The 22,751-nt window shown below is 59.3% G+C and carries 22 protein-coding genes; 15 read left to right on the top strand and 7 right to left on the bottom strand.

From position 1 onward, the window contains the following. Positions 1 to 17: 17 nt before the first annotated feature. A complete protein-coding gene (locus tag DC522_RS16055) occupies positions 18 to 458 on the bottom strand; it encodes a hypothetical protein (protein WP_133239295.1) in 441 nt (146 codons plus the stop codon). Between the two features lie 193 nt (positions 459 to 651). Between DC522_RS16055 and DC522_RS16050 the strand changes: the two genes are divergently transcribed. The 3 genes from DC522_RS16050 to DC522_RS16040 are packed head-to-tail and all read left to right on the top strand — an operon-like array spanning position 652 to position 3,958. After that, positions 652 to 1,617: a 1-phosphofructokinase family hexose kinase gene (locus tag DC522_RS16050; RefSeq protein WP_116529721.1), complete on the top strand. Its 966-nt coding sequence runs from the start codon at positions 652 to 654 to the stop codon at positions 1,615 to 1,617. A gap of 48 nt (positions 1,618 to 1,665) precedes the next feature. Beyond that, positions 1,666 to 3,354 (top strand): alpha-glucan family phosphorylase, encoded by a 1,689-nt coding sequence (glgP, locus tag DC522_RS16045; RefSeq protein WP_205769652.1) that lies wholly within the window; start codon positions 1,666 to 1,668, stop codon positions 3,352 to 3,354. 19 nt (positions 3,355 to 3,373) lie between these two features. Continuing rightward, the gene (locus tag DC522_RS16040) at positions 3,374 to 3,958 is read left to right on the top strand and encodes an NAD(P)H-dependent oxidoreductase (RefSeq protein ID WP_116529679.1); all 585 of its coding nucleotides are present in this window, start codon (positions 3,374 to 3,376) and stop codon (positions 3,956 to 3,958) included. Between the two features lie 12 nt (positions 3,959 to 3,970). On the opposite strand, the gene DC522_RS16035 is transcribed toward DC522_RS16040, so the two are convergent. Next, the gene (locus DC522_RS16035) at positions 3,971 to 4,669 is read right to left on the bottom strand and encodes a DUF1003 domain-containing protein (RefSeq protein WP_116529678.1); all 699 of its coding nucleotides are present in this window, start codon (positions 4,667 to 4,669) and stop codon (positions 3,971 to 3,973) included. A 119-nt stretch (positions 4,670 to 4,788) separates the two neighbouring features. On the opposite strand from DC522_RS16035, the gene DC522_RS16030 reads away from it, so the two are divergent. The 3 genes from DC522_RS16030 (at position 4,789) to DC522_RS16020 (ending at position 7,358) form a co-directional block, all read left to right on the top strand. Beyond that, entirely contained in the window at positions 4,789 to 6,390 is a 1,602-nt protein-coding gene (locus DC522_RS16030) for an MBL fold metallo-hydrolase (protein WP_116529677.1), read from the top strand. Positions 6,391 to 6,477: 87 nt separating this feature from the next. Further along, on the top strand, positions 6,478 to 6,873 hold the full coding sequence (locus DC522_RS16025; RefSeq protein ID WP_116529676.1) for a hypothetical protein: 396 nt from the start codon (positions 6,478 to 6,480) through the stop codon (positions 6,871 to 6,873). A 203-nt stretch (positions 6,874 to 7,076) separates the two neighbouring features. After that, entirely contained in the window at positions 7,077 to 7,358 is a 282-nt protein-coding gene (locus DC522_RS16020) for a cytochrome c (RefSeq protein WP_371679748.1), read from the top strand. Positions 7,359 to 7,537: 179 nt separating this feature from the next. Here DC522_RS16020 and DC522_RS16015 read toward each other — a convergent pair whose 3' ends face one another. The 3 genes from DC522_RS16015 to DC522_RS16005 form a co-directional block, all read right to left on the bottom strand. Beyond that, on the bottom strand, positions 7,538 to 8,374 hold the full coding sequence (locus DC522_RS16015) for a universal stress protein (protein WP_116529674.1): 837 nt from the start codon (positions 8,372 to 8,374) through the stop codon (positions 7,538 to 7,540). A gap of 74 nt (positions 8,375 to 8,448) precedes the next feature. Further along, entirely contained in the window at positions 8,449 to 9,432 is a 984-nt protein-coding gene (locus DC522_RS16010) for a zinc-dependent alcohol dehydrogenase family protein (protein ID WP_116529673.1), read from the bottom strand. Between the two features lie 9 nt (positions 9,433 to 9,441). Further along, positions 9,442 to 9,726 carry a hypothetical protein gene (locus tag DC522_RS16005; RefSeq protein ID WP_116529672.1) on the bottom strand — a complete coding sequence of 95 codons (285 nt, stop codon included), beginning with the start codon at positions 9,724 to 9,726 and terminating at the stop codon, positions 9,442 to 9,444. A gap of 194 nt (positions 9,727 to 9,920) precedes the next feature. Here DC522_RS16005 and DC522_RS16000 point away from each other — a divergent pair, with 194 nt between their 5' ends. Next, complete coding sequence (locus DC522_RS16000; RefSeq protein WP_245444221.1) at positions 9,921 to 10,112, top strand: hypothetical protein; 192 nt, start codon at positions 9,921 to 9,923, stop codon at positions 10,110 to 10,112. 68 nt (positions 10,113 to 10,180) lie between these two features. On the opposite strand, the gene DC522_RS15995 is transcribed toward DC522_RS16000, so the two are convergent. Both DC522_RS15995 and DC522_RS15990 read right to left on the bottom strand, forming a co-directional pair. Next, complete coding sequence (locus DC522_RS15995; protein ID WP_116529670.1) at positions 10,181 to 11,119, bottom strand: dihydrodipicolinate synthase family protein; 939 nt, start codon at positions 11,117 to 11,119, stop codon at positions 10,181 to 10,183. Positions 11,120 to 11,156: 37 nt separating this feature from the next. Next, positions 11,157 to 12,890, bottom strand: a complete 1,734-nt coding sequence (locus DC522_RS15990) for an IlvD/Edd family dehydratase (RefSeq protein ID WP_116529669.1) — start codon at positions 12,888 to 12,890, stop codon at positions 11,157 to 11,159. A gap of 157 nt (positions 12,891 to 13,047) precedes the next feature. Here DC522_RS15990 and ytfQ point away from each other — a divergent pair, with 157 nt between their 5' ends. The 8 genes from ytfQ (at position 13,048) to mmsB (ending at position 22,562) form a co-directional block, all read left to right on the top strand. After that, complete coding sequence (gene ytfQ / locus DC522_RS15985; protein ID WP_165820180.1) at positions 13,048 to 14,010, top strand: galactofuranose ABC transporter, galactofuranose-binding protein YtfQ; 963 nt, start codon at positions 13,048 to 13,050, stop codon at positions 14,008 to 14,010. Between the two features lie 96 nt (positions 14,011 to 14,106). Continuing rightward, positions 14,107 to 15,615 (top strand): galactofuranose ABC transporter, ATP-binding protein YtfR, encoded by a 1,509-nt coding sequence (gene ytfR / locus DC522_RS15980; RefSeq protein WP_116529668.1) that lies wholly within the window; start codon positions 14,107 to 14,109, stop codon positions 15,613 to 15,615. Further along, entirely contained in the window at positions 15,615 to 16,622 is a 1,008-nt protein-coding gene (gene ytfT / locus DC522_RS15975; RefSeq protein WP_116529667.1) for a galactofuranose ABC transporter, ATP-binding protein YtfT, read from the top strand. Before ytfR ends, ytfT begins: the two co-directional genes overlap by 1 nt. Further along, positions 16,622 to 17,578, top strand: coding sequence for a galactofuranose ABC transporter, permease protein YjfF (gene yjfF, locus DC522_RS15970; RefSeq protein ID WP_205769655.1), 957 nt, complete (start codon positions 16,622 to 16,624; stop codon positions 17,576 to 17,578). The genes ytfT and yjfF overlap by 1 nt, the downstream gene beginning before the upstream one ends. An 18-nt stretch (positions 17,579 to 17,596) precedes the next feature. Beyond that, a complete protein-coding gene (locus DC522_RS15965; protein WP_116529665.1) occupies positions 17,597 to 18,373 on the top strand; it encodes a FadR/GntR family transcriptional regulator in 777 nt (258 codons plus the stop codon). Between the two features lie 294 nt (positions 18,374 to 18,667). Then, on the top strand, positions 18,668 to 19,732 hold the full coding sequence (gene chvE / locus DC522_RS15960; protein WP_116529664.1) for a multiple monosaccharide ABC transporter substrate-binding protein: 1,065 nt from the start codon (positions 18,668 to 18,670) through the stop codon (positions 19,730 to 19,732). 99 nt (positions 19,733 to 19,831) lie between these two features. Further along, positions 19,832 to 21,361: a multiple monosaccharide ABC transporter ATP-binding protein gene (gene mmsA, locus DC522_RS15955; protein WP_116529663.1), complete on the top strand. Its 1,530-nt coding sequence runs from the start codon at positions 19,832 to 19,834 to the stop codon at positions 21,359 to 21,361. Between the two features lie 91 nt (positions 21,362 to 21,452). Then, positions 21,453 to 22,562: a multiple monosaccharide ABC transporter permease gene (gene mmsB / locus DC522_RS15950; protein WP_371679746.1), complete on the top strand. Its 1,110-nt coding sequence runs from the start codon at positions 21,453 to 21,455 to the stop codon at positions 22,560 to 22,562. Positions 22,563 to 22,751 lie beyond the last annotated feature (189 nt).

The raw sequence follows: 22,751 nt of genomic DNA, 5'->3' as shown, positions 1-22,751 counted from the left end.
GGGCGGTTCGGTTGTCCTTAGGAGGTCTTGGCAACCGCAGCCAGGAGAAGCAGGACATGTCCTTCTCCCCAAGTCGGCAGGACAAGACGGGCATATGAACCGGAGGGAGACCGGAAATAGGTCGGTGCACGCTGAGACACCGTCATGAGGCACTGCTCAGTGAAACCTTCCAATGGAGCGTTTTGCGGGATCTCATCCGAGAATTCGCCAGCGAGAGGCACCCTGGACTCCTGAACGATCTTCTCGCCTGCCGTTTCGAAGCGAAACCGGTCGGGATTCTCGAAGGCGGTCAACAGCATGAGGTTCGAGGAAAGCTCCGGCAGTTGAGAAAGATCGACATCATCGGAGAAAGGCATGGGGTTCTCGCCGCGGAGCAGATCTTTCCAATAGGCCAGCGCCTTGGCGAGGTCGGGCTCGAGGTCGTCGGGCAGAGATGTGGTGAGAGCTGCTGATGTCATGTCTTGACCCGCTATGATGCGCTTCGCATGCACCATCTTATCTCACAAGGTCGAAAACTCTCAGGCTGATTTCGGGTTACCTGTCTTAGTCGCTGGGGATCTGCTGTTCTCTACCCTATAAAAAAGGAAGCTCGATCCTCGTGGCTCCACAAGGGACTGCGAGGCGTTGAGACGACGAGTGGAGGCGCATGAATTGCCGGATATTGTAACACTCACGATGAACCCGGCGCTCGATGTCTCAACGAGTGCAGAGACCGTCGTGCCCACGGACAAGGTTCGGTGCGGTGCCGTCCAGCACGATCCGGGCGGAGGCGGAATCAATGTGGCACGTGTTGTTCAAACTCTAGGCGGCCATGCTCTCGCGGTTTTTCCGGCCGGCGGCCCGACAGGTTTGATGTTGGAAAGGCTTTTGGGGCGCGCAGGCGTTCCATCCCGGCATGTAACGATCAGCGGCTTCACGCGGGAGAGTTTTACGGTCGACGAGCGGAGAAGCGGACTTCAATATCGCTTCGTGTTGCCCGGTCCCGAAATCAGCGCAGCGGAGAGGCAGGCTTGCCTCGAAGAGCTGGCGCGAGCCGCTGAAGGCGCTCGCATCATCGTCCTGAGTGGTAGCTTTCCTCCCGGCCTGTCTCACGACTTCGTCCAGGATGTCGCCGATCTCTCGAAAAGGCTCGGCTGCCGTTTCGTGCTCGATACGTCGGGCGAAGCCCTGCGCCATGTCAAATATGGAGCCTACCTTCTCAAACCCAGCATTCGCGAACTTCGAGAATGGGTAGGTCAGGAGTTGCACAGTGAGGCCGAGCAGGTCGAAGCTGCCCGGCAATTGATTGATCGAGGCATCACCGAAGTGATGGTTGTTTCGCAAGGGGCTGAGGGTGCACTTCTGGTCACGGCCGATGGTCACGAGAAACTCGCGCCTATCGAAGTGCCGATCAAAAGTGCAGTCGGCGCAGGGGACAGCATGGTCGCGGCCATATGCTTCGGTCTCGTTCAGGGCCTCGACCTGCGCCATGCCATACGCCTCGGCATGGCCGCGGGAGCGGCAACCCTGATGACGCCGGGAACAGGGTTATGCCGCAGAGAAGATGTCGAGCGTCTCTATGCTGAGCGGATCGCTCAGGAGACCATCGAACCCCTTAGGGGCGTAGGAAGCGGCTAGTCCTGTACTCTCGACCTTTCCCTCACCACCAAAGCCTTGGAGAATGCTGTGTCTGTGATTGAAAGCTACCTGTCGCGAACACGGATCGCCTATTTCTCCATGGAGATCGCACTCAGAAGCGAGATGCACACCTATTCCGGAGGCCTGGGTGTCCTTGCCGGGGATACGGTGCGCTCCGCCGCCGACCTCGAACTGCCGATGGTGTTTGTGACGCTGGCAAGCCGGCAAGGCTATCTTTGGCAGGAAATCGATGCCAAGGGGCAGCAGATCGACCATCCCGATCCTTGGGAGCCGGAAGATTGGGCGATTCCGCTTCAGGATGTCATGGCGGTTGCGATCGAGGGACGCAATGTATGGGTCCGGCCATGGCTCTACGAATGGGTTTCCCCCCGCGGCTATAAAGTCCCGGTGATCCTGCTAGATACGCATGTCGACGAGAACGATCTTCATGATCGCGGCATTACTCACAGGCTCTATGGTGGGGACGACGCATACCGTCTCAAACAGGAGATCGTGCTCGGCATTGGCGGAGAGCATGTTCTGAGGGCACTCGGGTTCAAGATCGAGACCTATCACCTCAATGAGGGGCATGCTGCGCTGCTGCCTCTCGCGCTGCTGCGCCGTGGTGAGGACATCGAAGTGGTAAAGAGACGTTGTGTCTTCACCACCCATACTCCCGTCGAAGCAGGGCATGATCGCTTTAGCTACGGGCAAGTCGCACACATTCTCGGGGAGTTTCTGGAAGTCGATCAGATCAAGACTCTGGCTGGCGATGATCAGCTCAACATGACGCGGCTCGCCTTGAATCTCAGCTCGTACGTCAACGGCGTTTCCCTCCGTCATGCGGAGACGACACGGCAGATGTTTCCCGATTATCGCATTCATGCGGTGACCAATGGCGTCCATGCCCGGCAATGGACGCACCCCGCATTTGCGCGCCTGTTTCACGACATGGCGCCGGACTGGGATGTGCAGCCGGAAACCCTAGCGAGAGTCGTCCACCTCAGTGATGAGGCAGTCTGGCGCGCTCACGAGGAGGCGAAGGGGGATCTGATCGCTCTGGTGCGGCAGACAGCCCATCAGCCTCTTGATCCTGCTCTTCCCATCATCGGCTTCGCGCGCCGGATGACCGAATACAAGCGCGCGGGCCTGCTGATCAGCGACTGGTCGAGATTGATGGAAATCCATCGTCACTTTCCGTTTCAGATCGTGATGGCCGGGAAGGCCCATCCGCGCGATGAGGGCGGAAAACAACTGATCCATGAGATTACGGCACAGGCGCATCATGCAAGGATCCCAGTCGCCTTCATTCCCAATTATCACATGGACCTTGCCAGGATCATCGTAGCCGGCAGCGATATCTGGCTGAACACACCTTTGCCACCCCTGGAAGCTTCGGGAACGAGCGGCATGAAGGCCACCCTCAATGGCGTTCTGAACTTCAGTACTCTTGATGGTTGGTGGCTTGAAGGATGTGAGGAGGGGATCACAGGCTGGGGATTCGGCCAGGAAGGATTGCCCGGTGATCACGCGCGAATTCTCTACGACAAACTGGAGAACACCATCCTTCCACTCTATTGCAAAAACAGATCCGGTTGGGTTGGCATGATGAAACAGGCTATCGCGAAGATCGGACCGGTGTTCAATACGCAGCGCATGATGCGGACCTACGCCAGCGAGGCCTACTTGCTGCATGTCAAGGACGTAGCCGGAATCTCCCTGTTGACTGGGGAATGATCAAGGTCGGGAGGCAGGGATGACCCGCATTGCTATCCTTCAGGGGCACCCAACTCCGGGAGGCCGACATTTCTGTCATGCGCTGGCGGAGGCTTATGCTCAGGGTGCAGCGAAGGGCGGCCATGACGTTCACCTCATCTGTGTGGCGGAACTCGATTTTCCGCTTCTTCGCTCCAAAAGTGATTGGGAGAATGATCCCCCGCCGCCTGTAATCGAACAGGCGCAGCAATCGCTGGCCTGGGCCGAGCATTTCGTAATCGTCTACCCACTCTGGTTGGGAGGCATGCCGGCCCTTCTCAAAGGGTTTCTTGAGCAGGCTCTCCGACCTGCCTTCATGACCGGTGGTGCAGGTGCGGGAGCCAGTTGGAAGACTGCCCTGAAGGGCAAGTCGAGCCGCATCATCATCACCATGGGCATGCCCGGCTTTGCGTTCCGCTGGTATTTCGGCGCGCATAGCCTGAAAAGCCTCAAGTGCAGCATCCTGTCGCTCGTGGGCGTTGGACCGAGCCGGCATACGCTCATCGGAATGATCGAGGGAATGAGCGATGCCAAACGCAAAGCCTGGCTCAATTCTGTCGCAGAGCTCGGACGGAAAGCGCGATAGGCTAATCCTGCTCTAACGGCGCTCCTGAAGAAGCTCGATCTGCAGTTCCTGAATCTCGGCAAGCCTTTCCCATTGCCGCGAGATCAGGTGATCGATCTTCTCATGAAGATGTCGAATTTCCAGCTCTGCCTTCAGGTTGACTCGGTAGTCATTGAGAGAACGCAGCCGGTCCTTCGCTTCCTGCCGCTTCTGGCTCATCATGATGATCGGAGCCTGGATTGCGGCAAGGCATGACAGCATGAGGTTGAGAAGGATGTAGGGATACGGATCAAAGGCATCCTGGCCGACGAGAGCATTGAGGCCAATCCAGCCTGCAAGAACCAAGCCGAAGAAGACGAGGAAGGTCCAGCTGCCGCCGAAGGCTGCCAGCCAGTCGGACAGTCTCTCTCCGATGGTGCGGCGCTCGTCATAACTGGCCTCGATATTCATCGAGACCGTAGCTCCTTCGGCAAGAGAGCGGGTGACCTCCTGATCGAGCTTGGTCAATTCGCCCCGTTCTTGCCGCAGCAACTCCTCCACGTGGAGCATGCGGTAGCGGTCAACGGCCGCACGGCTGATGCGAGCGTCCATCGTCAGTGATGGATGGTCTCTCAGAATCCGATCCACAAGTGCAGGGTGGAGGTGATCCAGTACCACGAACTCCCGATGCGGGTAGGATTTACCGGTGATCGGACAGATGGCATTGGTTGACGACAGGACCCGGGATGTCATGAACTATCCTCCGTAGGATTGGCGGATCACTTGGCATGGATCAAACTTAACCGCACAAAGGCTGTCTACATAGCCGCATCCGCTCCCTTCCGAGCTTGTTATCTCAGAACAGGTGTTCTTTGTCCGTTCGCATACATTTCCATGGCGCAGCCCATGCTGTCACAGGCTCCTGTTTCCTGCTGGAAACGGATGAGGCCCGGGTCCTCGTCGATTGCGGAATGTTCCAGGGTGCCAAGTCAGAGAAAGAGCTGAATTACCGGCAGTTTCCGTTCAGGGCGTCGGGGCTTGACGCCATGTGCCTCACCCATGCCCATATCGACCATAGCGGCCTCATCCCGAAGCTCGTGAATGCCGGGTTCAAGGGCCCGATCTATGCCACGCCCGCGACGGCGGATCTTGCCTCCATCATGCTGCCGGACTCCGGGCATATCCAGGAACTCGAGGTCGATCAGCTCAATCGGCGCAACAGCCGCCGAGGCCGGCCGACCGTCACCCCGATCTACACCGCCGAGGATGCCGTTGCCTCTCTCGATCAATTCCGGCCCGTCCCGTACGGGCAATGGCGAGACGTCGCTCCCGGTTTCAAGGCTCGTTACTGGAATGCGGGCCATCTCCTGGGCTCGGCCTCCATCGAGATGGAGATCGCCTCCGGCGGAAGCGACAAGCCTGTTCGCCTGCTTTTCTCGGGCGATGTGGGACCGGACTACAAGCTTCTGCAGCCGGATCCGGTTGGTCCGAGCGGTATCGATTACGTCGTTATGGAAGCCACCTACGGCGATACGGACCGGGATGGCATCACCATAGAGCGTCGCCGTCGCATGCTGAGAGACGAAGTTCGCGCGGCGATGCGGCCGAGTGGTGTGCTTCTCATCCCATCCTTCGCGGTTGAGCGGACGCAGGAGCTGCTCGTCGATCTGCTGGAGTTGATGGAAGTCGGAGAACTGCCCGAAATCCCGCTTTTCATCGACTCGCCACTTGCCACCAGGGCGAGCGCCATCTTCAAGAAACACGCCCGTGAATTGCGGAATGGCAAGGATCTGGTTGAGGCGCTCGAGAAGCGCTGGGTTCGATTTACGGAGAGTGTAGAGCAGAGCAAGGCCATCGACCGTATTCATAGCTTTCATATCGTGATGGCCGCGAGCGGCATGTGTGAGGCGGGCCGGATTCGACACCACCTGAAGGCATGGCTCTGGCGCGACGAGGCGACGGTGCTGTTCGTTGGCTATCAGGCACAGGGCTCGCTCGGACGCATCCTGCAGGATGGAGCGACGCGGGTGCGGATCCAGGGAGAGGACGTGAGGGTCAGGGCCCGGATGAGAAGCCTCGACCTTTATTCGGGGCATGCTGATGGGCCTGAGCTGAAAACCTGGCTCATCGAGCGGCTGCCGGTCCGGCGCGGTGTTTTCCTGGTCCACGGCGAGGAAGCCCCACTCCAAGCCCTGCAATCTTCGCTGAGTGGAATTGTTCCGGCCGACCGGGTGCTCATCCCGGAACTCGACGATATCTATGAGTTGTCTGGCGGCAGGGCGGTTCAGGTGGATGACCATGAGCGTCGCCTGGAGCCCGCCATCGTGGGGCGGCAGGACTGGAGCAATGATTATTCCAAGTTGCTGATGGACATCAACGAGGCCCTCGACAAGGCTGCCGACAAGCGGGCGAAGGCCGTCATTGTCAGACGCCTGCGCCGTGCCCTGCAGGAGCAGGAGGAGGCTGGAGCTTGATGAGGATCAAGTTGAGGGAAGGGGCGATCCTCTAGGGTCAGGTATGGCTGCGTGATAGAATGATCAGGCGCGGTCTAGGAGGAACTCATGCTTTACCACCTCACCCTTCACCTCGCCCGGTCAAAGGCCTATCCCGAGGGCAGCTCGAAATTCGGCTATGAGATCACGGCCCCGCTTGACGCCGCAGGAATGCTGGATGCGGCCGAGTGGAAGGAGAAGCGAGCACTCTGCCGTGTCCGACGGTTCTGGGGCGACGAGATCGATCGGCATGGCTATCTGATTCACCGTCCCGGTGGCTCTGGGGGTGCAACCTGGGCCATCGATTATGATCCCGAACGTGCGATCGACGATGAAGCGGGATATCGTCTCAACAAGCATCGATTTGCCGTGGGCGAGTACGTCTCCATCCAGGATGAAGATGACGAGCTCCACACGTTCCAGGTGGTTGAGGCTCGGCCGATCGAGGCGGCTGAGAAGGTCTAGAGCATCGGACCCGAGAGTGGCCACCACTTGGGGGTCAATCCTATGCTCATTCCTCGGAAGAGAGCGTCGTCCGGAGCGGAAAACCGGGTCCCCTTTTCGCTGACGCGGCCGTTCGGGTCGCTGACGCGGACCTCCGGTTCCGCACAATGCACCAAGGAGCGGAGATTATGTGGCGCCTGTGTCTCGTCGTGCTGGCCTTTGCCATGAGCCTTCAGCCTGTTCTGGCTCAGGAAGGACGCATTCAGCGCGGGCGTACCTTCGTTCAGACAAACTGCGCCATGTGCCATGCCGTCGGGCGCATCGGTGAAAGCCCCTTAAGCGAAGCGCCGCCTTTCCGGACTCTTCAGAGGCGCTACCCTCTAGAGGATCTGGCGGAGGCACTTGCTGAGGGCATCATCACCGGCCATCCGTCCATGCCGGAATTTCAGCTCGACCCGGCACAGGTCAACGATGTGATCGCCTATCTGCAATCGATCCAGCAATAGAGTTCGAGTTCCTTGAGGTCTCTGGTTAGAGCATCGTGCGGAAAAGTGGACCCGGTTTTCCGCAAGAACGATGCTCCGCTTGAAAGAGGAAGCATCGAATCAATCCCAAAAGTGCAGATCCACTTTTGGGTCCGATGCTCTAGCGTCATCCGGCGGCCCTGAGGCCGCCGTTTTCATGTTTAGTAGGACAAGAACAGCGGCACCTTGCTGCTCTTGAGCATCGATTGGGTGACGCCGCCCAGCACCATCTGGCGCAGACGAGAATGAACGAAAGCGCCCATCACGATAAGATCTGCCCGGAAATAGCCCGCCTGCGTCCGTAAGGTCTCGCCTATATCGCCGTCGGTTGCGGCTGTTTCCTTGACGGCGCAGTTGATGCCGTGACGGGTCAAGTGGGGCGCGAGCTCAGCTCCTTTGACAGACTTCGACAGGTCCTTCTCTCCAGATATGCTGAGGATCTCAACCTGCTGTGCTGCTCTCAGGAAGGGCAGGGCGTCGCTGACGGCGCGGGCCGCCTTCGCACTGCCATCCCATGAAATGAGCACACGATTGGCGCTGTAGCGGGTTACGCCCGGTGAAACGACGATCATCGGAGCGCCACCATTGAACAGGCCCTCCTCAAGAAGACCGCGGTTCAAACTCAGCGTATCCGTCTCCGCATCGAAAACCGTCAGGTCATGGATGCGGGCCCTTTTCGCGAACGATGTCGAGAGCGCAGGGTAATGCTCCTGAACCACCTCGGCCGTGCAGGCAATGCCCTGGGATAGGGCCTCCTGCCGAGCTTGATCGGCCAATGTCTGAGCGAGGCCCAAAAGGCGGGTATTTTCCTCCTCGATCAGCCGATCCGCGACTTGGCTCACGAAGGCGTGGGTTACCGTCACCTTCGGCGACAAAGTCAAAATGGAGGCGTGGGCTTGGGCCTGCTGGGCGAGCGAAAGTCCATAATCGATAGCGGCCGATTGGGACCGTTCATCGCGAGAAAGGCCAATCAACAGGCTCTTGATATTCTGCAGCATAACTTCCTCCTCTTGGGAAGAATATGCCTCCAGAGTTGATCACCGACATTGACGGCAATCAAGGAGTTGTGAGCCTAAGGCACAAGAACGGCAGCGCCCTGAAGCCGTCCCTGACGTAGATCCGCCAAGGCCTCGTTGGCCGCTTCGAGGGGATAGACGACAGTTTCGGTTTTGATGCCGGCCTTGGGTGCGATCGCCAGAAAATCATGAGCGTCCTGGCGGGTGAGATTGGCAACCGAGAGGATCTGCCGCTCTCCCCACAGCAGCCGATAGGGGAATTGCGGAATGTCACTCATGTGAATGCCGCCGCAGACAACCCGGCCACCTTTGCGGACAGCCTTCAGGGCAAGCGGTACCAGATACCCAACTGGGGCGAAGATGATTGCTGTATCCAGGAGTTCGGGGGGAGGCTCATCCGAGCCGCCAGTCCAAATCGCGCCGAGGGAGCAAGCGAAATCCTGAGCGGCGAGATCGCCCGGACGCGTGAAAGCGAAGACTTTGCGGCCCTGCCAAACACAGACCTGAGCGATGATATGAGCGGCCGCCCCGAAGCCATAGATTCCAACTCTCTGACCATCCCCTGCCGCAACAAGGGAGCGCCACCCGATGAGGCCCGCGCATAGGAGAGGGGCAATGGCCACAGGATCGGCGTTGTCCGGCAGTTTGAACGCGTAGGCGGCATCAGCTACGGTATGGGTCGCAAAACCCCCATCCCGCGTGTAGCCCGTGAACAAAGGGTTATCGCACAGGTTCTCGTGGTTCGACAGGCAATAAGGGCAATGCCCGCAGGTATGGCCGAGCCAGGGGACGCCCACACGCTCTCCAGTCTGGAGGCCTGTCACGCCACTTCCGAATGCTTCGATGCGCCCCACGATTTCATGGCCGGGAATGAGGGGCAGCTTCGGATGGGGCAGGTCGCCGTCGACCACGTGCAGGTCGGTCCGGCAGACAGCGCAAGCCTCGACCCTAATGCGGATCTCGCCGGGACCAGGCACAAGAAGAGGGCGCTCCTCCAGTGCGAGGAGCGTGCGCTGTTCTCGAAGGACCATGGCCCTCATGACAGAGCCTTACAGTTGAAGCTCCTGAGCCACTTTCTTCTCCAAAGCCGCGAGCTCCATGGCTATGGGGGTGTGTCGCTCGCGATGCCGGCGCTTCAATTCCTGGATCAGCTCGCTTTTGTGCGCCTCGGAATATGAACTGTTCTTGGTAGCCTGGAGATCCTTCTCGAGCGCACAATCGAGATCGGCGATTTCGGCCAAGAGGGATTGCATGTGAGGCAGAAGGTCCGGTGAATAAATTCGTCTGGGCCCTGATGCGCTCTGGACAGGTTGGTAATCAACGTGGGTTGACATGGCTTCCTCCACTCTTGCAGTGGCTCCCACCCGCGCGGCTCTCTGCAACTATAAGAGCAGATCACTATGGTAATGGTTGGGCACCTCAGCAGAACGAGGCCAGACTGGGCCGGAAAAGGCTTCCAAGCATTGACGCCGATCAAGAAACTGCCTCGGCTTAAGCTTTATAGAGACCCTTCAGATGGTGGGAGAGGATGATGCTCGGGTGGGTCGTGCGGATCATCATGATCGTTGCAGGTGTCGTGACGGGCCTGTTCGTGGCCAAGGATGCGCCGCTGTTCGGGGTCGTGCAGACGATGGTGATGCTTCTGCTCCTCGCCCTGATCGTCGCTGCGCTGGCTTTTTGGCCCGAGCGCTGGTCGCTCAAACGGCGGCGGGTACGCTGACGACCTGAAGACAAACGAGGCGCAGCAAGAAATTCCCGCTGCGCCCTTTTTGGCCGAATGTTTCAGTCTTACCGGCCCCAGCGAAGCACCAGCGGATCAAGGCGGCGGGCGATCTCGATGAGGCCCTTGCGCGTCTCGGGGTGAAGCGGCTGAAGCGGATGGCGGACGGCATCGGACTTAATCACTCCGCCCTCCTTCATGAGCGCCTTGGCGGCGGACAACCCGCACTGGCGGTTCTCGTAGTTGATGAGAGGGAGCCACCGCTCGTAAGCCGCAGCCGCTTCCTCGCGGTTGCCCGCGAAGTACGGATCGATGATCTTACGGATGCCGTCGGGATAAGCACCGCCCGTCATCGCGCCCGTAGCGCCCGCGTCGAGATCGGCCATGAGGGTGATCGCCTCCTCGCCGTCCCAAGGGCCCTCGATGGCCTCACCACCCAGCGCGATGAGTTCGCGGAGTTTATTGGCAGTGCCGGCCACCTCAATCTTGAAATAGGAGACATTGGCGATTTCCTTCGCCATCCGGGCCAGAAAGGCAGGCGACATGGAGGTGCCCGCCATGGGGGCGTCCTGGATCATGATAGGAATGCTGACGGCATCCGATACCCGGCGGAAGAACTCGTAGATGCCGCCTTCCGAGACGCGCAGCGTCGCGCCATAGAAGGGTGGCATGATCATCACCATCGCTGCTCCGGCCTCCTGCGCCCGCTTCGAGCGGTCGGCGCAGATTTCGGTCGAGAAATGGCTCGTTGTGACGATGACCGGCACACGCCCTGCCACATGGTCGAGAACGGCGTGCATCACGGCATCGCGTTCGGCATCGGTGAGCAGGAATTGCTCGGAAAAGTTGGCGAGAATGCAGACGCCGTCGGAACCGGCATCGATCATGAAGTCGATGGCTCGCTTCTGCCCCTCAAGATCGAGCTGGCCATTGCCGCCGAAGATAGTCGGAGCGACCGGAAACACGCCGCGATAGGGACGGACTGAAGATCTTTCGAGCGAAGACATGTTCTCTCCCTGAAATCCTGTTTCTTGGGTATCGATGTTAATGGTTGTCGCGCGGGACCGGTGATCCCGTTTTTCCGACGAGGAAATCGAGATCCGCGCCCTTGTCCGCCTGCATCACATGATCGACGTACATTTTCACATAGCCACGGGTAGCATGAGGCTCCGGCGCCATCCAGGCGGCGCGACGGCGCTCCAGTTCCTCGGCCTCCACGTGTAAATGGAGGCTGCGGGCCGCCACGTCGAGGGTGATCAGATCGCCGTTCTGGACAAGCGCCAGCGGACCGCCAGCTGCGGCTTCGGGGGCTACATGCAGAACCACGGTGCCGTAAGCCGTGCCGGACATGCGGGCATCGGAGATGCGGATCATGTCGCGCACGCCCTTCTTCAGCAGCTTCTGGGGCAGGGGCATGTTGCCGACCTCGGCCATGCCTGGATAGCCTTTCGGTCCGCAGTTTTTCAACACCATGACGCAAGTCTCGTCGATGTCGAGAGTGTCGTCATCGATGCGGTGGTGCAGGTCCTCAATGGTTTCGAACACCACGGCTCGGCCCGTATGCTTCATGAGTTCAGGAGAGGCCGCGGACGGCTTGATGACCGCACCGTTGGGCGCCAGATTGCCCCGCAGGATCGCAATGCCGGCTTCCGGCTTGAAAGGCTCCTCGAAGGTGGTGATCACCTCGCGGTTCCAGCAGGGTGCATCCTTCACGTTTTCCCAGAGCGACTTGCCATTCGCGGTCAGGGCATCCTTGTGCAGAAGGCCCTTTTCGCCCAGCGTGCGCAGAACCACCGGCAGGCCGCCTGCGTAGTAGAAGTCCTCCATGAGGAAGCGGCCCGACGGCATGAGGTCGACAAGGCAATGGACGTCGCGGCCAAGGCGGTCGAAGTCATCAAGCGTGAGCTCAATCCCAGAGCGCCCAGCCATGGCAAGAAGATGGACAACGGCGTTGGTCGACCCGCCGATGGCGGCGAGGGTGCGGATGGCGTTCTCGAAAGCTTGGCGGGTCAGCAGCTTCGAGAGCACGAGATCTTCGTTCACCATCTCGACGATGCGGCGGCCCGCCATGCGGGCGAGATGGTTGCGGCGCGCGTCTGCTGCCGGGATTGCGGCATTCTCAGGCAGGCCGACGCCGAGCGCTTCCACCATGGACGCCATGGTCGAGCCGGTGCCCATGGTCATGCAGTGCCCGGCCGAGCGGTTCATGGCACCTTCGGCCTCGTGGAACTCCTGCAGGGTCACCTCACCAGCGCGCAACTGCTCGCTCATGGAAATGATGTTGGTGCCCGAGCCTATGTATTTGCCGCGATAGACGCCGCGCAGCTGCGGGCCGCCCGACACGCCAATGGTCGGAAGGTCGGCGGATGCTGCGCCCATCAACAGGGCAGGGGTAGTCTTATCGCAGCCCATGAGCAGCACGACGCCATCGAGCGGATGAGCGCGGATGGCTTCTTCCACATCCATAGCCGCGAGATTCCGGAAGAGCATGGCGGTCGGGCGCATCGTCACCTCGCCGAGCGAGGAGACAGGAAACTCCAACGGAAAGCCTCCTGCATCGAGCACGCCATATTTCACATGCTCCGCAATGGTTCGGAAATGCGCGTTGCAGGGCGTCAGTTCGGACCAGGTGTTGCAGATGCCGATGACGGGGCGACCTTCGAACTGGTCCTGTGGGAAGCCGCTGTTCTTCAGAAACGAGCGGTAATAGAATCCCATTTTATCCTGGCGGCCGAACCAAGCCTGGCTGCGCAGCTGGCGTTTCTTGTCTTCGCTCATTTTTCTTGTCCTTGAACCTTGCGGTAACGGCTGGGGGCGCCCCATTGATTACGACTAATGTAGCATGGTTGCCATTTAATCGGCATATAATATGATAAATAGGCAGCTGTTAAGGCTGCTAAAGTCTAAAATCAAAGAATCCAGTGGGAGAAAACGCATGAAGGCTCGTCATCTTCTGACGACAATCGGTATGGCTGCGCTGATGCTGTCGTCGGGTGCTGCATACGCCCAGACCAAAATGACCGTTGGCTTTTCGCAGGTCGGATCGGAATCCGGCTGGCGCGCCGCGGAGACGAAGGTCTCAAAAATCGAGGCCGAAAAACGCGGCATCGATCTGAAGATCTCAGATGCGCAGCAGAAGCAGGAGAATCAGATCCGTGCGGTCCGCTCCTTCATCGCGCAGGGCGTTGACGCCATTCTCCTGGCCCCGGTCGTCGCGACCGGCTGGGATGCGGTGCTCAAGGAGGCCAAGGAAGCCAAGATCCCGGTGGTGCTGCTCGACCGCTCCATCGAGACGAAGGACGAATCGCTCTATCTGACCGCTGTGACCTCCGACACCGTCTATGAGGGTAAGGTCGCCGGCGAATGGCTAGCCAAGGAAACCGGCGGCAAGTGCAATGTGGTCGAACTGCAAGGCACCGTTGGCTCGAGCCCGGCGATCAACCGCAAGAAGGGTTTTGATCAGGTCGTGGCCGCCAATCCTGGCATGAAGATCATTCGCACCCAGTCCGGCGACTTCACCCGCACCAAGGGCAAAGAGGTGATGGAGAGCTTCATCAAGGCTGAAGGCGGCGGCAAGAACATCTGCGCCGTCTATGCCCACAACGACGACATGGCCATCGGCGCCATCCAGGCCATCAAGGAAGCGGGCCTGAAGCCGGGCAAGGACATCAAGGTCGTCTCCATCGACGCTGTGCCAGATATCTTCAAGGCGATGGCCGATGGCGAGGCGAACGTCACCGTGGAGCTGACGCCCAACATGGCTGGTCCCGCATTGGATGCCCTGATTGCCTACAAGAAGGCTGGCACTGCTCCGAAGAAGTGGATCCAGACGGAGTCCAAGGTCTACACGCCGGAGACGGCGAAGGCCGAGTACGAGAAGCGCAAGGAGCTCTACTGACCTCTTGGATCCACGGGCGGCAGGTGTGGGGGCATGCCTGCCGCCTTTCATGTTCCGTTCTCAAGGGGCGGTTCACCCGTGAACTGGCGAGGGGGTATGCAGTTAATGAGCGAGCAGCCTGATCTTCTTGAGATTAGGGGCCTGACAAAAGGTTTTCCAGGCGTCCAGGCGCTCGACCATGTTGATTTCACCCTGCGCGGCGGCGAGATCCACGGTCTTTTAGGTGAAAACGGAGCCGGCAAGTCCACGCTGATCAAGGTGCTCACGGGTGTCTTCAGGCGGGACGGCGGCAGCATTTGTCTCGATGGCCAGGAGATTGAAGCACGTGACCCGGCAGATGCTCTCTCACTGGGAATCGGAACCGTCTACCAGGAGGTGAATCTCCTCCCTAATCTCTCCGTTGCCGAAAACCTCTTCATCGGCCGGCAGCCTCACCGTTTCGGTCTTGTTCGTACGGGCGAAATGCGCCGACGCTCATCCGAGCTTCTCGCAACCTACGGTCTCCATATCAATGTGGCCGATCCATTGGGAAGCTTCTCGGTTGCCGTTCAGCAGATCGTTGCGATTGCGCGTGCCGTGGATCTTTCCGCCAAGGTGCTGATCCTGGACGAACCGACGGCCAGTCTCGATGCGCAGGAGGTCGAAACGCTCTTTCGCATTCTGAATGATTTGAAGGCGCGAGGCATCGGCATTGTCTTCGTCACGCACTTCCTCGATCAGGTCTATGCCGTGTGCGACCGGATCACCGTGCTCCGCAATGGGCGCCTCGTTGGTTCACGTCCCATAGCGGAGCTGCCTCGGATTGAACTCGTCTCCATGATGCTCGGGCGAGAGCTCGCAGCAGAGGCCCTCCATCGCAACCGGCGTCCGGCCGTGACCGGCAATCCTGTGGTGGCGTTCAAGGGTTACGGCAAGCGCCGCCTCGTAGAGCCGTTCGATCTTGAAATCCGCCCTGGCGAAGTCGTGGGTCTAGCCGGGCTTCTGGGATCCGGGCGCACGGAGACGGCTAAACTGATCTTCGGCATTGAGCGAGCCGAGAGCGGGCAGGCGTTTGTGGATGGCAAGCCTGTGCGCATCGCGTCCCCTCGGGATGCGTCCAGATTGCGGTTCGGTTTCACTCCCGAAGATCGCAAGACGGAAGGCATTGTTGCGGAACTCTCGATCCGCGAGAACATCATTCTTGCCTTGCAGGCGCAGCGCGGATGGCTGCATCAGATCCCCCGTCGCAGGCAGGACGAGATCGCCAACCGCTTCATCAAGCTCCTGGATATCCGCACGCCCGATGCGGAAAAGCCTATCGGTCTTCTCTCCGGCGGGAACCAGCAGAAGGCCTTGCTGGCCCGTTGGCTCGCAACCGAGCCTCGCTTCCTCATTCTCGACGAGCCGACCCGAGGAATCGATGTCGGTGCGCATGCGGAGATCATCCGCCTGATTGAGCGCCTGTGCGAGGACGGCCTCGCTTTGCTCGTGATTTCCTCGGAACTGGAAGAAATCGCCTCCTACAGTGACCGCGTCGTGGTTCTGCGCGACCGGAAGCATGTGCGCGAATTGTCCGGCCCGGAGGTTAACGCCGATACCATCATGACGACGATTGCGAGCCATTAATGAGCGGAATGATGATGCAGGTCAGTGCCCCTCGTACACTTCCCAAAGGCCTGCCGCAGCTGGCAGCGCTGCTGGTGGTCCTTCTCGTCAATTGGATGGTGTTTCGTGATTTCTTCGCGGTACGCCTGCAGGACGGGCGTCTTTTCGGCAGCTTGATCGATGTGCTGAACCGAGGTGCGCCCGTAGCAATCCTTGCGCTGGGGATGACGCTCGTTATAGCCACCCGCGGCATCGATCTCTCGGTTGGTGCCGTGATGGCGATCGCAGGAGCGACAGCGGCCACCTTAACGGCCCAGGGCTATCCGCTCCCGGCGGCATTGGCTGCCGCTGCCGGAGTTGGATTGGCCTGCGGCCTGTGGAACGGCATCCTGGTCGCCATTCTGGAGATCCAGCCCTTCGTCGCCACTCTCATCCTGATGGTTGCCGGCCGTGGTTTCGCACAGCTGATCACGGAAGGGCAGATCATCACCTTTGTCAGCGAAGGCTTTGCTGCGATTGGCAGCGGATCATTCCTAATGCTGCCCATGCCAGTCGTCATTGCTCTCGCAATGCTGATCGTGACGCATCTCGTGGTTCGATTTACGGCTCTGGGGCTCTTCATCGAAGCCATTGGAGCCAATGTGAGCTCAAGCGCCTATGCGGGTATTGGCACGAAGGCCGTGACCATCGCGGTCTACATGTGGTGCAGCCTGTGCGCCGCCATCGCAGGGTTGATCGTGACGGCCGATATTCGGGGCGCGGATGCCAACAATGCGGGGCTTTGGCTCGAGCTCGATGCCATTCTGGCCGTCGTTGTTGGCGGTACCTCGCTCTTTGGCGGACGGTTCAGCCTCGGGCTCTCTGTCGTCGGGGCACTCATCATTCAGGCCATGAATACGGGCATCCTGCTCAGTGGGTTCCCGCCGGAATACAACCTCATTGTGAAGGCCATCGTGGTGCTGGCCGTACTGTTGGCGCAGTCGCCCGTCCTGTCCGGGCTCCGCGTTGTCTGGAGGGCCAAGGCATGATGCGCCGTCACCTGCCGGTTCTGATCACGCTGGCCGTCTTTATCGCAGGCTACCTCATCTGTCTGGCTCAGTTCCCGAGCTTTGCCTCGACCCGCGTCATTGGCAATCTTCTGACTGACAATGCTTTTCTCGGCATCGTCGCAGTCGGCATGACCTTCGTGATCCTGTCAGGTGGTATTGATCTGTCGGTTGGTTCCGTTATCGCCTTCACTGGCGTCTTTCTGGCTGTGGCCATCGAGCGGTTCAATATCAATCCGTATCTGGCTTTCGCTCTGATCCTTGGGATCGCGACCTTGTTCGGGGCCGGCATGGGGCTTCTGATCCACACCTTCCAGATCCCGGCTTTCATCGTCACCTTAGCCGGCATGTTCCTGGCCCGAGGCATGTGCTTTGTACTCACAACGGATTCGATCCCTATCAATGCTCCGGCCTATGGCGAGATCGCGGATATCGCCCTTCGACTGCCGGGAGGAGGGCGTCTCACGTTCATTGCTCTGACCATGCTGCTGGTTTTTGCCATAGGGATCGTGCTGGCGCATTTCACCCGGTTTGGGGCCAATGTTTATGCACTTGGCGGCAACCGGACATCGGCGGAGCTGATGGGCGTTCCGGTCGGGAAGACGACAGTCCGGATCTACATGTTGTCGAGTTTTCTGGCGGCTTTGGCCGGAATCGTCTTTTCTTTCTATACTTCGGCGGGCTATTCCCTGGCAGCATCCGGGGTTGAGCTCGACACGATTGCTGCAGTCGTCATTGGCGGCACTCTTCTGACGGGCGGCTCCGGAACAATCATCGGCACGCTCATTGGCGTGCTCATCCAGGGGTTGATCCAAACCTACATCACCTTTGAGGGGACCTTGAGTTCCTGGTGGACCAAGATTGCGATCGGTGCGCTACTGTTCGCCTTCATCGTTCTGCAGAGGGGGCTGTCGGCGGCATCGATCCGGGCAAGGTAGAGTTTCAAGAGCTTCATCATGGTTTTGGCAAACGACGATCTCCGCAAGCCTGCAAGAACGCGGTCGGCCCACGATCTCGTGGCCCACGGCATCGGCCAGAACATCATGAGGGGGCGCTTTCCAGTCGGCAGCATACTGCCTGGCGACGCCGAACTGATGGAGCTGTTCGGGGTCTCCCGCACGGCTCTTCGGGAAGCCTTGAAGACCTTGGCTGCGAAAGGCCTCATCGAGTCCAAGACCAAGGTCGGCACGAAGGTTTTGGACCGCAACAACTGGAACATGTTCGATGCCGACATTCTCGAGTGGCATCTCGAGATGGGCGTGGATGCCCAGTTCCTCGGTTGGCTATTCGAAATCCGGCAGACACTGGAACCCTTCGCCTGCGCGACGGCCGCCCTGAGGCGGACGCCGAAGCAGCTGGAAGGGATGCGAAAAGCACTGCAGGCCATGTATGGCTGCGCCACCAATCGCCAGGGTTTCACCAAGGCGGATCTAGCCTTTCATCAGGCTATTCTCGAAGCCTCGGGCAATCCTTTCCTACAATCGATTGGGTCGGTGATTGGTGCGGCGCTTGCCACCTCCTTCACGATCAGCTCTCCCGTTTCGAGCGATGCCCGGTTCGAGCAGGTGATGGAGCAGCATCAGGCCGTGTTCGATGCCATTGAGAAGAAGAACCCATCGGCTGCCAGCGCGGCGATGTCCGCGCTGATCATACAAGCTGCCGAGCGCGTCCGGATCACACACGGCGAAGCTGCCCTGGCGACCATCCCGACGCACGCTTTCTCAGGGAACTGAAGCCCTGTCGGCTTAAAAGTTTAGAGACTCTGAAAATCCACTGGAGCCACTTCTCCACGGCAAAATAGTATTATAGTATTATTGAGTGATTAGGCGCGTGACTTTCAGAGTTGGATCGCCTGATATGCGAGCTGCAAGGGCTCCTGAAGAAGGGCCCTGTGGCGCCGCTGCTACTGGACGACGCCGCCCAAACGGTGAGCGTGAACTGCCTGGGCCCGCAGCGTGGGAACTCTAGATATGAGCCGGCACAGCCATGGACCGCCCCGGCCATAGGATGGAAAAGGGAGAACGACCTTGAGGACTTTAACGACTGCACTTGCAGCGCTGGCTCTCGGAGCGACCAGCCTGCTCACTCCGGCCCTCGCCCAGGGCAAGGGCACCGTTGGCGTGGCTATGCCCACAAAGTCGTCCGCGCGCTGGATCGACGACGGCAACAACATGGTCAAGGTGCTGAAGGAGAAGGGCTATAACGTTGACCTTCAGTACGCCGAAGACGACATTCCGAACCAGCTCTCGCAGATCGAGAACATGATCACCAAAGGCGCCAAGGTGCTGGTGATCGCGGCGATCGACGGCACGACGCTCTCGGATGCTCTCCAGCAGGCAGCTGATAAAGGCATCAAGGTCATTGCCTATGACCGCCTGATCCGTAACTCCAAGAACGTCGACTACTATGCCACGTTCGACAACTTCCAAGTCGGCGTCCTCCAGGGAGGCTACATCGAGAAGGCGCTCGGCTTGAAGGAGGGCAAGGGTCCCTTCAATATCGAACTCTTCGGTGGCTCGCCGGACGACAATAACGCCTATTTCTTCTACAATGGCGCCATGTCGGTGCTCGACCCGTACATCAAGAGCGGCAAGCTCAAAGTGGTTAGCGGCCAGACGGGCATGGACAAGGTTTCGACCCTGCGTTGGGACGGTGCTGTCGCCCAGGCTCGTATGGATAACCTGCTCAGCGCCTACTACACCGACAAGCGGGTTGACGCCGTTCTCTCGCCCTATGACGGCCTGAGCATCGGCATCATCTCCTCGCTCAAGGGTGTCGGCTACGGCACGCCGAAGCAGCCCATGCCGGTGATTACCGGTCAGGACGCCGAGGTTCCGTCCATCAAGTCGATCCTGGCCAAGGAGCAGACTCAGACGGTGTTCAAGGACACCCGCGAGCTCGCCAAGGTCACCGTCAACATGGTGGACGCTGTTCTGTCCGGCAAGCAGCCTGAGGTGAACGACACCAAGACTTATGAGAACGGCGTGAAGGTCGTTCCCGCTTACCTGCTGAAGCCGGTCAGCGTTGATGCTTCGAACTGGAAGGAAATTCTGGTCGGCAGCGGCTACTACAAGGAAGACCAGTTCAAGTAGGACTTGAACCGAAGACGGACCCTGCGCACCTGCGCGGGGTCCTTGCTCATTTCTGAAAGGGCTTGGGGCCCGTTCCTTGAGTTGCCTGAGGTTTAAGCGATGAATGCGATCCTTGAGATGCGAGGGATCACCAAGACGTTTCCGGGCGTGAAAGCGCTCGACAACGTCAACATCACCGTCAAAGCCGGTGAAATCCACGCGCTTGTTGGAGAGAACGGCGCGGGAAAATCGACTTTGATGAAGGTTCTGAGCGGCGTGTACCCGCACGGCTCCTATTCCGGCGAGATCATCTATGAAGGTCAGGAGCGGCGCTTCAAGGGTATCGCGGACAGCGAAGAACTCGGCATCATCATCATTCACCAGGAGTTGGCTCTGGTGCCACTCCTGTCGATTGCGGAAAACATCTTTCTCGGCAACGAGCAGGCCAAGTTCGGTGTGATCGACTGGTCGGCGGTTTTTTCGCGCACCAAGCAGCTGCTCAAGACCGTGGGACTCAATGAGTCCCCGGAAACGCTCGTCACCAATATCGGTGTCGGCAAGCAGCAGCTCGTCGAGATCGCCAAGGCCTTGTCCAAGAAGGTCAAGCTGCTGATCCTGGACGAGCCGACGGCAAGCCTGAACGAGAAGGACAGCGACGCGCTCCTGAACCTGCTTTTGCAATTCAAGGCGCAAGGCATTTCGTCGATCCTGATTTCCCACAAGCTTAACGAGATTACGAAAGTTGCGGACTCCATCACTGTCCTTCGCGACGGCAGCACAGTCGAGACCCTCGATTGCCATGCCGGACAGATCAGCGAGGATCGTATCATTCGGGGCATGGTCGGCCGTACCATGGAGGACCGCTATCCGAAGCGGGAGTCCCATATCGGGGAGATTATTTTCCAGGTCGAGAACTGGTCGGCCTATCATCCGCTTCATTCGAACGTGCAGGTCGTCAAGAACGTTAACTTGAACATCCGCCGCGGCGAGATCGTCGGCATTGCAGGTCTTATGGGGGCAGGGCGGACGGAGTTTGCCATGAGCCTCTTCGGCCGCAGCTATGGCCAGAACGTATCGGGCCGCGTGCTGTTGCACGGTAAGGAGATCGACGTCAGCACGGTGGAAAAGGCCGTTGCGAATGGGATTGCTTATGCCACTGAGGATCGCAAGACCTATGGCCTGGTTCTCGACGAGGACATTCGCAAGAATATCTCCCTGGCGAACCTCGACGGCGTGGCAAAGAATCTTGTCATTGACGACATTCGCGAGCTTGCTGTTGCCAATGACTACCGTAGCAGGATGCGGATCCGCTCGCCCAACGTGTTCCAGGAGACGGTGAATCTGTCGGGCGGCAACCAGCAGAAAGTGGTTCTGAGCAAGTGGCTCTTCTCCAACCCGGAGATCCTCATTCTGGACGAGCCGACCCGCGGCATTGACGTGGGGGCGAAATACGAAATTTACACGATCATCAACGGCTTGGCGGATGCCGGCAAAGGTGTCCTCATGATCTCGTCCGAGATGCCGGAACTGCTCGGAATGTGCGACCGGATCTATGTGATGAACGAGGGCTCTCTGATCGCCGAGCTCGACGTCGCCGCGGCCTCACAGGAAAAAATCATGCACGCTATCGTTAAGTCGGGGAGACGCTGAGATGGATACGAGAACTGCTGACGAGCTTCACGTTCCCCAGCAAAAGACGTCGTGGCTGGAGTTCATCAAGGCCCATTTCCGTGACTACGGCATGTTGCTTGCGCTCCTGGTAATCATGCTGTTCTTCCAGGTCGCGACGGACGGTACCCTGCTGCGACCTCTCAATCTCACGAATCTGGTTCTGCAGAACAGCTATATCGTCATCATGGCGCTCGGCATGCTGCTGGTCATTGTGGCCGGGCATATCGACCTGTCGGTCGGCTCCATCGTCGGCTTCGTGGGCGGCTTGGCTGCCATGATGATGGTGAAGTGGGGCTTCGATCCCGTGACGACCACCATCGCCTGTCTGGTGGTGGGCGGCCTTATCGGCGCGGCTCAGGGCTATTGGGTGGCCTATTTCAAGGTGCCTTCCTTCATCGTCACGCTCGCTGGCATGCTCGTGTTCAAGGGGCTGACGCTGGCTCTTCTCGGCGGCATGTCGGTCGGCCCGTTCCCGGTCGTGTTCCAGCGCCTCAGCTCCGGTTTCATTCCCGATTTCTTCGGCGGTGAAGGGTTCAACTACACCTCGCTCTTTATCGGTGTGGCGAGCGTTATTGCCATTGTCTACTTCAGCGTTCGCAGCCGTGCGAACCAGCTGAGGCACGACGTCGAGACAGCGCCTTTCGGCTTGTTCGTGGCCAAGAACGTGCTTCTTGCTTTGCTCGTGGTTGCGTTCTGCTACCTGATGGCGACCTATCGCGGCCTGCCGAACGTGCTGGTCATCATGGCGGTGCTGATCATTCTTTATGCCTTCGTAACCAATCGCACGACAATCGGCCGGCGTATCTATGCGCTGGGCGGCAACGAGAAAGCGGCGCGGCTCTCTGGCATCAAGACCGAGCGCCTGACCTTCCTGACCTTCGTGAACATGGGTGTCCTCGCCGGTCTTGCCGGTCTCATCTTCGCGGCGCGCCTCAACACGGCGACACCCAAGGCCGGTCTCGGCTTCGAGCTCGACGTGATCGCGGCCGTCTTCATCGGTGGCGCCTCCGCTACGGGCGGCGTCGGCAAGGTCACGGGTGCGGTGATCGGCGCCTTCGTCATGGGTGTCATGAATAACGGCATGTCGATCCTCGGTATCGGAATCGACTATCAGCAGGTCATCAAGGGCCTGGTGCTGCTCGCAGCCGTATCCCTCGACGTATACAATCGAAAGAAGTAACACGGGACCCTCGCTTCTCAGCGGGGGCTCAAGCCCTATAAGGGGCAGCTTGGCCTCCTTGCCTGTCAGCGGGCAGGGCATACTTGAGCCTGCATACGGAATGGAGAAATGCTGATGACCAAGAATTACATTGCGGGTGAATGGGTTGCCGCGTCCGAAGCGACCCCGAACCTCAACCCGTCCAACACC

It is taken from the genome of Microvirga sp. KLBC 81 (assembly GCF_003075415.1).
Classification (GTDB): Bacteria; Pseudomonadota; Alphaproteobacteria; order Rhizobiales; family Beijerinckiaceae; genus Microvirga.
Note: the sequence above shows the minus strand (reverse complement) of the source record. Positions and strands in the feature narration are given on the sequence as shown.